At 68.9% G+C, this 13219-nt stretch carries 15 protein-coding genes and 5 tRNA genes; 4 read left to right on the top strand and 16 right to left on the bottom strand.

Going from position 1 to position 13219, the window contains the following annotated elements; genetic code table 11:
* Positions 1-26 precede the first annotated feature (26 nt).
* The 3 genes from ABD366_RS25210 to ABD366_RS25220 all read right to left on the bottom strand — a co-directional run bounded on the left by ABD366_RS25210 (position 27) and on the right by ABD366_RS25220 (position 3074).
* Positions 27-1235 carry a D-alanine--D-alanine ligase family protein gene (locus ABD366_RS25210; RefSeq protein WP_324767450.1) on the bottom strand — a complete coding sequence of 403 codons (1209 nt, stop codon included), beginning with the start codon at positions 1233-1235 and terminating at the stop codon, positions 27-29.
* Positions 1236-1305: 70 nt separating this feature from the next.
* Complete coding sequence (locus tag ABD366_RS25215) at positions 1306-2316, bottom strand: NAD(P)H-dependent glycerol-3-phosphate dehydrogenase (protein ID WP_324767451.1); 1011 nt, start codon at positions 2314-2316, stop codon at positions 1306-1308.
* Positions 2313-3074 (bottom strand): lysophospholipid acyltransferase family protein, encoded by a 762-nt coding sequence (locus ABD366_RS25220; RefSeq protein WP_324767452.1) that lies wholly within the window; start codon positions 3072-3074, stop codon positions 2313-2315. Before ABD366_RS25220 ends, ABD366_RS25215 begins: the two co-directional genes overlap by 4 nt.
* A gap of 182 nt (positions 3075-3256) precedes the next feature.
* On the opposite strand from ABD366_RS25220, the gene cofC reads away from it, so the two are divergent.
* Entirely contained in the window at positions 3257-3889 is a 633-nt protein-coding gene (cofC, locus tag ABD366_RS25225; protein WP_324767453.1) for a 2-phospho-L-lactate guanylyltransferase, read from the top strand.
* A gap of 13 nt (positions 3890-3902) precedes the next feature.
* The gene (locus ABD366_RS25230; protein ID WP_324767455.1) at positions 3903-4106 is read left to right on the top strand and encodes a hypothetical protein; all 204 of its coding nucleotides are present in this window, start codon (positions 3903-3905) and stop codon (positions 4104-4106) included.
* A 98-nt stretch (positions 4107-4204) separates the two neighbouring features.
* Here the strand turns inward: ABD366_RS25230 and ABD366_RS25235 are convergent, their stop codons facing one another.
* The 4 genes from ABD366_RS25235 to leuC form a co-directional block, all read right to left on the bottom strand.
* Positions 4205-4891: an HU family DNA-binding protein gene (locus ABD366_RS25235; RefSeq protein WP_324767457.1), complete on the bottom strand. Its 687-nt coding sequence runs from the start codon at positions 4889-4891 to the stop codon at positions 4205-4207.
* Between the two features lie 132 nt (positions 4892-5023).
* Positions 5024-5263, bottom strand: coding sequence for an SCO5555 family protein (locus tag ABD366_RS25240; protein WP_324767458.1), 240 nt, complete (start codon positions 5261-5263; stop codon positions 5024-5026).
* A gap of 318 nt (positions 5264-5581) precedes the next feature.
* Positions 5582-6175, bottom strand: a complete 594-nt coding sequence (leuD, locus tag ABD366_RS25245) for a 3-isopropylmalate dehydratase small subunit (RefSeq protein ID WP_324767459.1) — start codon at positions 6173-6175, stop codon at positions 5582-5584.
* 6 nt (positions 6176-6181) lie between these two features.
* Positions 6182-7612 carry a 3-isopropylmalate dehydratase large subunit gene (leuC, locus tag ABD366_RS25250; RefSeq protein ID WP_324767460.1) on the bottom strand — a complete coding sequence of 477 codons (1431 nt, stop codon included), beginning with the start codon at positions 7610-7612 and terminating at the stop codon, positions 6182-6184.
* Between the two features lie 185 nt (positions 7613-7797).
* Between leuC and ndgR the strand changes: the two genes are divergently transcribed.
* Positions 7798-8514 carry an IclR family transcriptional regulator NdgR gene (ndgR, locus tag ABD366_RS25255; protein ID WP_324767461.1) on the top strand — a complete coding sequence of 239 codons (717 nt, stop codon included), beginning with the start codon at positions 7798-7800 and terminating at the stop codon, positions 8512-8514.
* Positions 8515-8653: 139 nt separating this feature from the next.
* Here the strand turns inward: ndgR and ABD366_RS25260 are convergent.
* From ABD366_RS25260 to ABD366_RS25285, 6 genes are all read right to left on the bottom strand, one after another.
* Positions 8654-8726, bottom strand: a tRNA-Glu gene (locus tag ABD366_RS25260).
* 40 nt (positions 8727-8766) lie between these two features.
* Positions 8767-8838, bottom strand: a tRNA-Gln gene (locus ABD366_RS25265).
* 30 nt (positions 8839-8868) lie between these two features.
* A tRNA-Glu gene (locus ABD366_RS25270) sits at positions 8869-8941 on the bottom strand.
* Between the two features lie 88 nt (positions 8942-9029).
* A tRNA-Glu gene (locus ABD366_RS25275) sits at positions 9030-9102 on the bottom strand.
* A 41-nt stretch (positions 9103-9143) separates the two neighbouring features.
* Positions 9144-9215: transfer RNA gene (locus tag ABD366_RS25280), tRNA-Gln, on the bottom strand.
* Between the two features lie 91 nt (positions 9216-9306).
* Positions 9307-10026, bottom strand: coding sequence for an HAD family hydrolase (locus ABD366_RS25285; protein ID WP_324767462.1), 720 nt, complete (start codon positions 10024-10026; stop codon positions 9307-9309).
* A gap of 99 nt (positions 10027-10125) precedes the next feature.
* Between ABD366_RS25285 and ABD366_RS25290 the strand changes: the two genes are divergently transcribed.
* Entirely contained in the window at positions 10126-10521 is a 396-nt protein-coding gene (locus ABD366_RS25290) for a hypothetical protein (RefSeq protein WP_324767463.1), read from the top strand.
* Between the two features lie 62 nt (positions 10522-10583).
* On the opposite strand, the gene gltX is transcribed toward ABD366_RS25290, so the two are convergent.
* The 3 genes from gltX to ABD366_RS25305 all read right to left on the bottom strand — a co-directional run bounded on the left by gltX (position 10584) and on the right by ABD366_RS25305 (position 13117).
* Positions 10584-12059 (bottom strand): glutamate--tRNA ligase, encoded by a 1476-nt coding sequence (gltX, locus tag ABD366_RS25295; protein ID WP_411293652.1) that lies wholly within the window; start codon positions 12057-12059, stop codon positions 10584-10586.
* On the bottom strand, positions 12052-12837 hold the full coding sequence (locus tag ABD366_RS25300; RefSeq protein ID WP_324767466.1) for a fumarylacetoacetate hydrolase family protein: 786 nt from the start codon (positions 12835-12837) through the stop codon (positions 12052-12054). The genes gltX and ABD366_RS25300 overlap by 8 nt, the downstream gene beginning before the upstream one ends.
* A gap of 94 nt (positions 12838-12931) precedes the next feature.
* Positions 12932-13117 carry a hypothetical protein gene (locus ABD366_RS25305; protein ID WP_324767467.1) on the bottom strand — a complete coding sequence of 62 codons (186 nt, stop codon included), beginning with the start codon at positions 13115-13117 and terminating at the stop codon, positions 12932-12934.
* Positions 13118-13219: the final 102 nt, after the last annotated feature.

The following is a 13219-nucleotide window of genomic DNA, read 5'->3' on the forward strand; positions in this document are numbered from 1 at the left end:
CCCCGCCCGGGCAGCGCCGGATCCGGCTAGCGCAGGCCCGTGGAGCGGCGCAGCGCGGCCTGGAGCAGGAGGTCCACCAGCTCCGGGTAGCTGACCCCGCTCTCCTGCCACATCCGCGGGTACATCGAGATGGGCGTGAAGCCGGGCAGCGTGTTGATCTCGTTGATGACGAACTCGCCGTCCTCGTCGAGGAAGAAGTCCGCCCGGACGATGCCCTCGCAGGACACGGCGTCGAAGGCGGCGACGGCGAGTCGCTGGACCTCGGCCGTCTGTTCCGGGGTGAGCGGCGCGGGCACGATCCCGGCGGCGGAGTCGATGTACTTGGCCTCGAAGTCGTAGAAATCGTGGGCCTGGACCGGCGGGATCTCGGCGGGGACGGAGGCCCGGGGCCCGTCCTCGAACTCGAGCACACCGCACTCGATCTCGCGTCCGGCGATCGCCGCCTCGACGATGACCTTCGGGTCATGGGCGCGGGCCGTCTCCATGGCCTCGTCGAGTCCCTCGAAGGACTCGACTTTGGTGATGCCGATGGACGACCCGGCCCGCGCGGGCTTGATGAACAGCGGCCAGCCCTGCTCGCCGACGAACTCGGCGATGCGCCGCCGCGCGCCTTCCTGATCGCGTTCCCACTCGCGCGGCCGGACGACTAGATACGGGCCGACCTTCAGCCCGAAGGACGTGAAGATCCGCTTCATGTACTCCTTGTCCTGGCCGACGGCCGAGGAGAGCACACCGCAGCCGACGTAGGGCGTCCCTGACAGGTCCAGGAGGCCCTGGATCGTGCCGTCCTCGCCGTACGGGCCGTGCAGCACGGGGAAGACGACGTCGACGTCGCCGAGCGCCTTGGACACGGAGCCCGGCTCGTTGTAGACGACCTCGCGGGAGGCCGGGTCGACGGGAAGCACCACGCCGCCCTCGGGCGAGTCCGCGAGATCGGCGACGTCCGGCACCTTGCGGTCGGTGATCGCCATGCGCTCGGGGTCGTCCGACGTCAGCGCCCAACGGCCCTCGCGGGTGATGCCGATGGGCAGCACGTCGTACTTGGAGCGGTCGATGGCGCGCAGCACGGCGCCGGCGGTGACGACGGAGACGCCGTGCTCGGAGCTCCGGCCACCGAAGACGACGGCGACACGCGGCTTCTGCCCGCTCGCACCACTCTCAGAGGTCGCGGAGGACACCGAAGACACCGAGGGCACGGAAGGCGCAGGGCTCTGGGGGAGGTTCTCGCTGCTCATATCGCGTTGAGCGTACCTGCTGGTAGTACGGGAGTCAGCGCCGAACAGAGCCAAGCCGCGCCGCCGTCGCTCAGCGTCGCTCGGGCTTGGCGGAGCGCGACATGAGCTCCTTGAGGGCGACGACCGGCGGCTTCCCCTCGTGGACGATGCCGACGACCGTCTCCGTGATCGGCATGTCGATGCCGTGGCGGCGTGCCAGGTCGAGCACGGACTCGCAGGACTTGACGCCCTCGGCGGTCTGCTTGGTGACCGCGATGGTCTCCTCCAGCGTCATGCCCTTGCCGAGGTTCGTGCCGAAGGTGTGGTTGCGGGAGAGCGGCGACGAGCAGGTGGCGACGAGGTCGCCGAGGCCCGCGAGCCCGGAGAAGGTGAGCGGGTCGGCGCCCATCGCGTGCCCGAGGCGGGTCGTCTCCGCGAGGCCGCGCGTGATGAGCGAGCCCTTCGTGTTGTCGCCCAGGCCCATGCCGTCGGCGATGCCGACGGCGAGCCCGATGACGTTCTTGACGGCGCCGCCGAGTTCGCAGCCGACCACGTCGGTGTTGGTGTACGGCCTGAAGTACGGGGTGTGGCAGGCGACTTGGAGGCGCTGGGCGACGGCTTCGTCGCGGCAGGCGACGACCGCGGCGGCGGGCTGGCGGGCGGCGATCTCCCGGGCCAGGTTCGGGCCGGTGACGATCGCGATGCGGTCCTCGCCGACCTTGGTGACGTCCTCGATGACCTCGCTCATCCGCATGGCCGAACCCAGCTCGACGCCCTTCATCAGCGAGACGAGCACGGTGTCGGGGGCGAGCAGCGGCGCCCATTCGGCGAGGTTGCCGCGCAGCGTCTGCGACGGCACGGCGAGGACGGTGAAGTCGGCGTCCGCGGCGGCCTCGGCCACGTCGGCCGTGGCCCGCACAGTCGCCGGGAGCTCCACACCGGGCAGGTAATCCGGGTTCGTGTGGGTCGAGTTGATGGCGTCGGCCAGTTCGGCACGGCGGCCCCAGAGCGTGACGTCGCAGCCCGCGTCCGCGAGCACCATGGCGAACGCCGTGCCCCAGGAACCGGTCCCGAATACCGCGGTCTTCACAGGTCGGGTCACTTGCTCTCCTCCGAACTGCCGCTCTGCGCCTGCGACTTGCGGCGCTGCTCGATACGCGCCTCACGCGGGTCGTAACGCTTCTGCGGAGCCTGCTCGCCGCGCAGCTCCGCCACCAGGGAAGTGATCTCGGTCATGATGACCTCGGTCGCCTCCTTCAGAAGGTCCGGCGTCATTTCCTTGTCGTAGAAACGCGTCAGGTCGACGGGCTCGCCGGCCAGGACATGGTGCGTCTTGCGCGGAAAGAAATGCGGTTTCTTCGCATAGGGCGCGAGTGCCTCGGTGGCGCCCCACTGGCCGACGGGAATGACCGGGCACTGCGTCTGCAGTGCGACGCGCGCGACGCCCGTCTTACCGGCCATGGGCCACAGCTCGGGATCCCGGGTAAGCGTTCCTTCTGGATAGAAGGCGACACACTCTCCGCGCTCGACGGCGTCGATCGCGGCACGGAAGGCGCTCAGCGCGTTCGTGGACTCGCGATAGACGGGAATCTGCCCGGTGCCGCGCATCGCGGCCCCCACGAAGCCCTTCCTGAAGAGGCCGTGCTTGGCGAGGAATCGCGGCACTCGTCCACTGTTGTACTGATAGTGGGCGTAGAGGAACGGGTCCAGATGCGAATTGTGGTTCACCGCGGTGATAAATCCGCCGTCGGCAGGAATGTTCTCCATTCCGCGCCAGTCCCGCTTGAACAGAACCACCAGGGGCGGTTTGCAGAGGACCGCTGCGAAGCGGTACCAGAAGCCGATTCTGCGGCGGGACACTCGGACACCTTCCTCTAGGACCTGGCAGGTGGGATCCCGTCGGGCCGCACAAGTGTCGCCCCAGGCCACCGGTCTGTCGAGAACACCGTACGCCCGCCCGTCGCGCGCCACCGCCCCTGTACGGACCTCGCACACCTGGCCTTACGCACGGTCGCACCTCGAGCACGCGTCACAATGGGCGCGTGCAGTGGACCCTGGTGATACCGCTGAAACCGCTGGTGCGGGCCAAGAGCAGGCTGGCGCCCGCGGCCGGGGGCCTGCGCCCGGGCCTGGCCCTTGCGTTCGCGCAGGACACCGTGGCCGCCGCGCGGGCCTGCGACGCGGTCGGCGATGTGGTGGTCGTCACGGACGACGCCCTGGCGGAACGTGAACTGGCGGCGCTCGGCGCCCGCATCGTCCCCGACTCGCCCGGAGCGGGTCTCAACGCCGCTCTGGCGCACGGAGCCGCGTTCGTACGCGCCTCGGCCCCGGCCGCGCCCGTGGTTGCGCTGAACGCGGATCTGCCGGCGCTGCGTCCCGTCGAATTGGCCCGTGTTCTCGGCGCGGCCGCCGCTTTTCCCCGGGCATTTCTGCCCGATGCCGCCGGAATCGGCACCACACTGCTGTCCGCCGCTCCCGGTGCGGAATTGCTTCCCGCATTCGGCGTGGCCTCCCGCGCCCGGCACACGGCGTCCGGCGCCGTGGAACTCGTCGCCGAGGGCGTCGATTCCGTACGCCAGGACGTCGACACCGGCGATGATCTGCGCACGGCACTGACCATGGGCGTGGGCCCGTACACCGCGAATGCCTCGGCGGGGCTGCTGACGTTGGACTGAGTACGCTGCCTGTATGCAGGCCACCGCGTACACGTACGACTCCGATTCCCGCTCCGGCAGCGTTCTTCTGGACGACGGCACGCCGCTGCCGTTCGACGCCGCCGCCTTCGACGCGGGCGGGCTGCGCCTGCTGCGCCCCGGCCAGCGGGTGCGTATCGAGGTCCAGGGCGAGGGTGCGGCACGGCAGATCGCGCTCGTGACCCTGCAGACCTTCTGAGCTGCCTCGAGACATGCCGCGGGCCGGGCTCCCCGAGGGGAGCCCGGCCCGGCGCGTGAGCAGCCTTGTGGCGTACGCCCAAGAAGAAGGCGGGTGCCTTACTTCTTGCGGGCGGTGGCCTTCTTGGCGGTGGTCTTGCGCGCGGTCGACTTCTTGGCGGGCGCCTTCTTGGCCGTGGCCTTCTTGGCGGGCGCGGTCTTCTTCGCCGTGGCCTTCTTGGCGGTGGCCGCCTTCTTGGCCGGGGTCGCCTTCTTGGCCGTGGCCTTCGTCGCCGTGGCCGCCTTCTTGGCGGGAGACGCCTTCTTGGCGGTGGCGGTGGTCTTCTTCGCCGCTGCCGCCGTCGTCTTCTTGGCGGTGGCGGCGGACTTCTTCGCCGGCGTCGCCTTCTTGGCGGCGGCCTTCTTGGCCGTCGTCTTCTTGGCCGCGGCCTTCTTGACCGTCGCCGAAGCGGCGCCCGTCAGGCTGCCCTTGGGCGCCTTCTTGACCGCGACGTCGTTCTTGGGGAGCTTCTTCGAGCCCGCGACGAGGTCCTTGAAGCCCTGACCGGCGCGGAAACGCGGGACCGACGTCTTCTTGACCCGGACGCGCTCGCCGGTCTGCGGGTTGCGGGCGTAACGGGCCGGACGGTCCACCTTCTCGAACGAACCGAAGCCGGTGACCGAAACGCGGTCACCGTTGACCACGGCACGGACGACGGCGTCGAGTACCGCGTCGACGGCGTCGGCGGCCTGCTGACGGCCGCCGACCTTGTCGGCAATCGCTTCTACGAGCTGCGCCTTGTTCACGTCTTCCCCTTCGGAGACATTGCCGGAACGAATCTTTTTCGGCCCGGCTTTTTCGCACGTTAGGCAGATATATACCGCAAATCAAACACGAAACGGGCTAATCACCCTTGTGCCGCAACGAACTCGGCCGTCTCAGAGTTCCTCTTCAGTGCCGGAGCCCTCTTCGAAGTCGTCGAGGTCCGCACCGAATCGCTCCAGACGTCTGGCCGCACCGGCGAGATCATGTTTGGCCGCGGCCGTAATGGCCAGCAGCTTCCGGGTCAGCGCCATCCGTACGCCCTCCGGGACTTGCAGTGCGCGCACTCGGGCGTGCGCTTCCTTGAGTTGGTTCGCGACCGCCACGTACATCTGGAGTTGGCCGTCGTGTTCCATGCACAGATTGTGCCATCTGGGGCGAGTTGTCGCCTCCGCAGGGGGTAACTCCCGCCCCACAAGGGCCTGCTGAGCCCCTGCGTAGCGTGCTCGTCCGGAGCAGCGCCGAGACTCGCGTACCCCGGGAACACCCCTGGTAACCAAGGGAGTTGAGGGAAGCCGGAGCCCGCCGGGAGGGGCCTCTCGGGGGCGTTCGGAGCCGGACACGGAAGTACCCCCAACCGTTGCACGATTGGGGGTACGAGGCCTGCGGATGTGGCCTGAATGAGCCTTGCCCGGCAGCGGATCAGACCGGCCGGGTCGGGCTCGGCGGGCGGCTCAGACCTGAGTGGTCTGCGGCTTGTGCGCGGGGCGCTTCGCCTCGTAGGCGGCGATGTCGGCCTCGTTGCTCAGCGTGATGCTGATGTCGTCGAGCCCGTTCAGCAACCGCCAGCGGGAGTTCTCGTCGAGCTCGAAGGAGGCGGTGATGCCCTCGGCGCGCACCTCGCGCTCCTCCAGATCGACCGTGATCTGCGCCTGCGGGTCCTTCTCCACCAGATCCTGGAGCGCGTCCACGATCTTCTGGTCCAGGACCACGGTCAGCAGACCGTTCTTGAGGGAGTTGCCCCGGAAGATGTCGGCGAACCGGGCGGAGATGACGGCCTTGAACCCGTAGTTCTGCAGCGCCCACACCGCGTGCTCACGGGAGGAACCGGTACCGAAGTCCGGGCCGGCCACCAGCACCGTGGCGCCCTCGCGCTCCGGCTTGTTGAGCACGAACTCGGGGTCCTTGCGCCAGGCCTCGAACAGCCCGTCCTCGAACCCGTCCCGGGTCACCTTCTTGAGCCAGTGAGCAGGGATGATCTGGTCGGTGTCGACATTGCTGCGGCGCAGCGGGACGGCCCGGCCGGTGTGTGTGGTGAAAGCTTCCATGGCTGATCAGACTCCAGCGGGCGTACGGGCGTCGGCGTCGGACAGGTCGGCCGGGGAGGCCAGATGGCCCAGCACGGCGGTGGCGGCGGCGACCTGGGGCGAGACCAGGTGCGTACGGCCGCCCTTGCCCTGCCGGCCCTCGAAGTTGCGGTTGGAGGTGGACGCGGAGCGCTCGCCGGGGGCGAGTTGGTCCGGGTTCATGCCCAGGCACATGGAGCAGCCCGCGTGCCGCCACTCGGCGCCGGCCTCCTTGAAGACCTTGTCCAGACCCTCGGACACGGCCTGGAGGCCCACCCGCGCGGAGCCGGGCACGACCAGCATCCGTACGCCGTCGGCGACTTTGCGGCCCCCGACGATCTCGGCGGCGGCGCGCAGGTCCTCGATACGGCCGTTGGTGCAGGAACCTACGAAGACGGTGTCGACCTTGATGTCGCGCAGCGCCTGCCCGGCGCTCAGTCCCATGTACTCAAGGGCCTTCTCGGCGGCGTAGCGCTCCGAAGCGTCTTCGTACGAAGCAGGGTCGGGGACGGACGCCGAAAGCGGAGCACCCTGGCCGGGGTTGGTACCCCAGGTGACGAACGGGGAGAGTTCCTCGGCCTTGATGAACACCTCGGCGTCGAAGACCGCGTCGTCGTCGGTGCGCAGCGTCTTCCAGTACGCGACCGCGGCGTCCCAGTCCTCGCCCTCGGGCGCGTGGACGCGGCCCTCGAGGTAGTCGAACGTGGTCGCGTCGGGGGCGATCATGCCCGCGCGGGCGCCGGCCTCGATCGACATGTTGCAGATGGTCATGCGGGCTTCCATCGAGAGCTTCTCGATGGCGGAGCCGCGGTACTCCAGGATGTAGCCCTGGCCGCCGCCGGTGCCGATCTTCGCGATGATCGCCAGGATCAGGTCCTTGGCCGTGACGCCGTCGGGCAGTTCGCCGTCGACCGTGATCGCCATGGTCTTCGGGCGGGCCATCGGCAGGGTCTGCGTGGCGAGCACGTGCTCGACCTGCGAGGTGCCGATACCGAAGGCCAGCGCGCCGAACGCGCCGTGGGTGGAGGTGTGCGAGTCGCCGCAGACCACCGTGGTGCCGGGCTGGGTCAGGCCCAGCTGCGGTCCCACCACGTGCACGACGCCCTGCTCGACGTCGCCCAGGGAGTGCAGACGTACGCCGAACTCGGCCGCGTTCTTGCGCAGCGTCTCCAGCTGTACGCGCGAGACCGGGTCGGCGATCGGCTTGTCGATGTCGAGGGTCGGGGTGTTGTGATCCTCGGTGGCGATGGTGAGATCGAGGCGCCGCACCCGGCGCCCGGCCTGCCGGAGGCCGTCGAAGGCCTGCGGGCTGGTCACCTCGTGCAGCAGGTGCAGATCGATGAAGAGGAGATCGGGCTCGCCCTCGGCGCGCCGGACGACGTGGTCGTCCCAGACCTTCTCCGCGAGTGTCCTACCCATCGCTTTCCCTTCGACCGACCAGCCGCGCCGGCCCTACTAGAGATTCGGATCGCCGTCGTTCGTACCCCTCGTACCGGACGTCGGCCGCCGGGCCCGTTGGTCCACGGGCCGGTGTCCGTACAGAGTGGCAAGTTCCACGGGAAATTGAACTTGCGTTTCACAGAGTGAGACGGGAGTATCGACGCATGGACAACAGTAGCGGCGTCGGCGTTCTGGACAAGGCAGCCCTTGTCCTGGGCGCTCTGGAGTCCGGGCCCGCGACCCTCGCAGGACTAGTAGCGGCCACCGGACTGGCAAGACCCACGGCTCACCGCCTCGCGGTGGCTCTGGAGCACCACCGCATGGTGGCGCGTGACATGCAGGGCCGTTTCATTCTCGGCCCGCGTCTCGCGGAGCTCTCTGCGGCGGCCGGCGAGGACCGCCTGCTCGCGACCGCGGGCCCGGTGCTCACACATCTGCGGGACGTCACGGGCGAGAGCGCGCAGCTCTATCGCCGCCAGGGCGACATGCGCATCTGTGTCGCCGCGGCGGAGCGCCTGTCCGGCCTTCGGGACACGGTCCCGGTCGGTTCGACGCTCACGATGAAGGCGGGTTCGTCCGCGCAGATCCTGATGGCCTGGGAGGAGCCGGAGCGCCTGCACCGCGGTCTCCAGGGCGCCCGCTTCACGGCGACGGCCCTGTCGGGTGTGCGCCGCCGCGGCTGGGCCCAGTCGATCGGCGAGCGGGAGCCGGGCGTCGCGTCCGTCTCCGCGCCGGTGCGCGGCCCGTCGAACCGCGTGGTGGCCGCCGTCTCGGTCTCCGGCCCCATCGAGCGCCTGACGCGCCACCCGGGGCGCATGCACGCCCAGGCCGTGATCGATGCCGCGGGGCGCCTCTCCGAGGCCCTGCGCCGCACGGGCTGACGCACAAGTCGCCTTACTCTTCTGCCAGTTCCGGCCGGTCGCTTCAACGCCGCAGCGACCGGCCGGAGTTGTGTCCGGCCGCTCATCGCCCTACGCGAAGAGGCCCTTCCCGCGAGGGGAAGGGCCTCTTCGTCTTGTGTACCCCCGACCGGATTCGAACCGGCGCTACCGCCTTGAGAGGGCGGCGTGCTAGGCCGCTACACAACGGGGGCCTTGCGGATCAGATCCGCGGTTGCAGATGAGCTCTGCGAGCTGGCCTACCAGGACTCGAACCTAGAATGACGGTACCAGAAACCGTAGTGTTGCCAATTACACCATAGGCCATAGTGGTCCAGACCAATGCGGTCCGAACAGTACCCCCGACCGGATTCGAACCGGCGCTACTGCCGTGAGAGGGCAGCGTGCTAGGCCGCTACACAACGGGGGCCCTAGCGATCCTCCACCCGGCGCCAGCCGGATATTGTCACCGCATGGTCGGAGGGTGCTACCCGTACCGTCCTCGCGGGAAGGATCTGTACCCCCGACCGGATTCGAACCGGCGCTACTGCCGTGAGAGGGCAGCGTGCTAGGCCGCTACACAACGGGGGCATGTGGATCTGGAATCCACGGTTGCAGATAAGCTCTGCGAGCTGGCCTACCAGGACTCGAACCTAGACTAACGGAACCAGAAACCGTCGTGCTGCCAATTACACCATAGGCCACCAAAACGCGAACCCCTGGGGGGGGTTCTTGCTCGGCTTGCGCTTCCGGGTCCCGGCCTTTCGGCTCGCTTCCCTCGGCGCAGGAAGAACATTACCCGAAGGAGTCCGGCGCTCCAAAACGGGTATCCCGGGCCAGCAGCGGGGGCAACTGTTCAAGACCGGTGATCCGGACGAGCTCGGGCCGGCCGCCGGTCCCGGCGCGGTCGAGCCAGATGCCGGTCAGCCCCGCCTCGACCGCTCCGCGCGCGTCGGTGTCCGGCTGGTCACCCACGTACGCGACGTCGTGCGGCGCCAGACCGAGCTCCTCGCACACCGCGTGGAAAGCGGCAGCTTCCGGCTTGGCGACACCCAGCTCGGCCGCGCAGAGAAGTGTCTCGAAGCGGTCGCGAACGCCGAGGACGCGGAGCTTGCGGTCCTGGTTGTGGAGCGAGGAGTTGGACAGGACCGCGTGCCGGTAGCCGGCGGCGAGGGTGTCGAGGGCGGGCACGGCGTCCGGGAACAGGCTCCAGGCCGCTTCGTAGTGGCCGAGATAGCGGGTGAACCACGCGTCGGCGCTCACGTCGTCCAGCGCCCGCCCCACGAAGGCGCGCACCCGGTCCCTGCGCTGGCCCTCCCAGTCGGTCTCACCCGCCTCGAAGCGGGCCCAGTGCTCGCGGGTCAGCGTCTTCCAGTGGGCGAGGGCCCGCTCGACCGTGCCGAAGGTGTCGGTCAGCCCCTCGACGGTGAGGTGGGCGCGCATGCCGGCCGTGTCGGCGGTGGCGTAGTCGAAGATCGTGTCGTCGATGTCCCAGACGATGGCCTTGAGAGTCACCGGCCGATCGTACTCAGCGCTATTTCCCGGCACGCGGACCGGAGATCTTCTAGCATGCGCGGGTCAACTAAGCCCGAGCAACGGGGAGTTAAAGTCTTGATGAAGAACGCGACAGCCCGTAAGCGCATTCAGCTGGCCGTCGGCGGCCTGGCAGCCGCGGCGACGCTCATGGTCGCCACCTCGACGCCGGCCCTGGCCGGGACCTCCAACAACGTCAAGAATTCGACCGGCGCGTCGATAGCGTGGTTCTGGGAGGAGGGGGACCACCTCCAGAGTTCCGACCAGTGGCAGGACGGCCACGGTTCGGTGGCCGAGTGGAGGTACAGCCCCGGCTCCACCATCCACGAGTACTACAACGGTGGCGGCTTCGGCGTGACGAAGTCGTGGAACCTCAACTTCACCGAAGGTAAGAGCCTGCAGATTCGCTCGTGCCTGGCCGACGGCTCGAACGGCACCCCGTTCAGCTGTGGAAGTTGGGTCAACGCCAAGGCCTGAGCGGCTGGCGCAAACGCGCTTGAGGGGGGCTAAATCCGCCCCCCTCAAGCGCGTTTGCGTACTTACGCGGCGAGCTTCGCCAGGGCCGCGTCGATGCGGGTCAGCGCCTTGTCCTTGCCCAGGATCTCCAGGGACTCGAAGAGCGGGAGGCCGACCGTGCGGCCGGTGACCGCGACGCGGACCGGGGCCTGGGCCTTGCCGAGCTTGAGGCCGTGGGCCTCGCCCGCCGCCAGGACCGCTTCCTTGAGGGACTCCGGGGACGTCCAGTCCGCCGACTCCAGCTTTTCGCGGGCCGTGCGCAGGAGGGCGTCGGAGCCCTCCTTCATGGCCTTGGTCCAGCTGGCCTCGTCGACGGCCGGCTCCGGGAGGAACAGGAAGTCGACGTTGTCGGTGATCTCGGAGAGGACCTTGAGACGGGTCTGGGCGTGCGGGGCGATCGCCGCCCACTTCGCCTCGTCGAAGTCCTCCGGGGCCCAGGGCGCGACCGGGGCCTTCAGCCAGGGCTCGCAGCGGGCCGCGAAGTCCTTGGGGTCGAGCATCCGGATGTGGTCGCCGTTGATCGACTCGCACTTCTTGAGGTCGAAGCGGGCCGGGTTCGGCTGCACGTCGGCGATGTCGAAGGCCGCCACCATCTCGTCGATCGAGAAGATGTCGCGGTCGGCGGCGAGCGACCAGCCGAGCAGGGAGAGGTAGTTGAGCAGGCCCTCGGGGAGGAAGCCGCGCTCGCGGTAGAGGTTCAGCGACGCCTGCGGGTCGCGCTTGCTGAGCTTCTTGTTGCCCTCGCCCATGACGTACGGGAGGTGGCCGAAGAGCGGGGTCTGCTTGGCGATGCCCAGGTCCGCCAGCGCCGCGTACAGGGCGATCTGGCGGGGGGTCGAGGAGAGCAGGTCCTCGCCGCGCAGGACGTGGGTGATCTCCATCAGCGCGTCGTCGACCGGGTTGACCAGCGTGTACAGCGGGGCGCCGTTCGCGCGGACGATGCCGTAGTCCGGTACGTTCTCCGGCTCGTACGTGATGTCTCCCCGGACCAGGTCCGTGAAGGTGATCGTCTCGTCGGGCATCCGGAAGCGCACGATGGGCTTGCGGCCCTCCGTCTCGTACGCCTGCTTCTGCTCGGCGGTCAGCTCGCGGCAGTGGCCGTCGTAGCCGGACGGCTTGCCGGCGGCGCGGGCCGCGTCGCGGCGGGCGTCCAGCTCCTCCGTGGAGCAGTAGCAGTAGTAGGCGCGGCCGGCGTCGAGGAGCTTCTGCGCGACATCCTTGTAGAGGTCCATGCGCTGCGACTGGCGGTACGGCGCGTGCGGGCCGCCGACCTCGGGGCCCTCGTCCCAGTCGAAGCCGAGCCAGCGCATCGAGTCGAGGAGCTGGTCGTACGACTCCTCGCTGTCGCGGGCCGCGTCGGTGTCCTCGATACGGAAGACCAGGGTGCCCTTGTTGTGGCGCGCGAAGGCCCAGTTGAACAGGGCGGTGCGGACCAGTCCCACATGCGGGTTACCGGTGGGGGACGGACAGAAACGGACGCGTACGGGTGCGCTAGCCACGCTTGACAACCTTGTTGGTGAGAGTGCCGATGCCTTCGATGCTGACGGCGACCTCGTCGCCGATCTGCAGGGGGCCGACCCCTTCGGGGGTGCCCGTGAGGATGACGTCGCCGGGGAGGAGGGTCATTGCCTCGGAGATGTTGGCGATCAGGTCCGCAATGGACGTGATCATCTGGGACGTGGAGCCGAGCTGGCGCTGCTGCCCGTTGACCGTGCACTGGATGCCGAGGTCGGAGGCGGCCGCCACGTCCAGGTCCGTCTCCACCCAGGGGCCCAGCGGGCAGGAGGTGTCGAAGCCCTTGGCGCGGGCCCACTGCTTCTCGCGCTTCTGTACGTCACGGGCGGTCACGTCGTTCGCGGCGGTGTAGCCGAGGATCACGTCGTTGACGCGCTCGGGCGGGACCTCGCGGCACATGCGGCCGATGACGACAGCCAGCTCCGCCTCGTGGTGCAGCTCCTGCGAGAACGAGGGGTACTGGATCTCGTCGCCGGTGCCGATCACGGACGTCGACGGCTTGAAGAAGGCGAAGGGGGCGTCGGGGACCTCGTTGCCCAGCTCCTTGGCGTGCTCCGCGTAGTTGCGGCCGAAGGCGATCACCTTGTTCGGGAGCACGGGCGGCAGCAGCCGGACCTTGCTCAGCGGGACCTTCGTGCCGGACAGCTCGAAGTCCGCGAAGGGGATGCCCTTGATGATGTCGAGGACGAGCTCGTCTGGCTTGTCGCCCTCGACCGCGCCGAAGGCGACGTTCCCGTCGATGGAGAATCTGGCGATGCGCACGGGTGGCTGCGCCCCTCAATCTTGCGTTGGGCCCGGGTGGGATGTGACCGCTCCAGGCTAACGCGGCGCCCCTGGCGCGGTGTCCCTATAAGGACTACGCCACGGTCTGCTGCGGCTTCTCCATGAGGATGGTGCGCTTCGGGTTGGCCGTGTTCGTCGGCAGCTCGAGGGTGTGCTCCGGCAGGAGCGGCGCGGCCTGGATCTCCTCGGCGTCCTTGAGGTGCGCCAGCGTGGTGCGCCGCGGGTTGGCGAGGTGGAGGAACATCGTCGTCGTCTTCATGGCTGCGCTCTTGAACCTTCTCGGTTGTCGGTTGGGCCGTCCCTGTAAAGCGTCAGGCTAAACATCTGATTCCCGCCGAAAGCCGGGAAGTAATGATCGCCG

It is taken from the genome of Streptomyces kunmingensis, from assembly GCF_039533535.1.
GTDB classification, from domain to species: domain Bacteria; phylum Actinomycetota; class Actinomycetes; order Streptomycetales; family Streptomycetaceae; genus Streptomyces; species Streptomyces kunmingensis.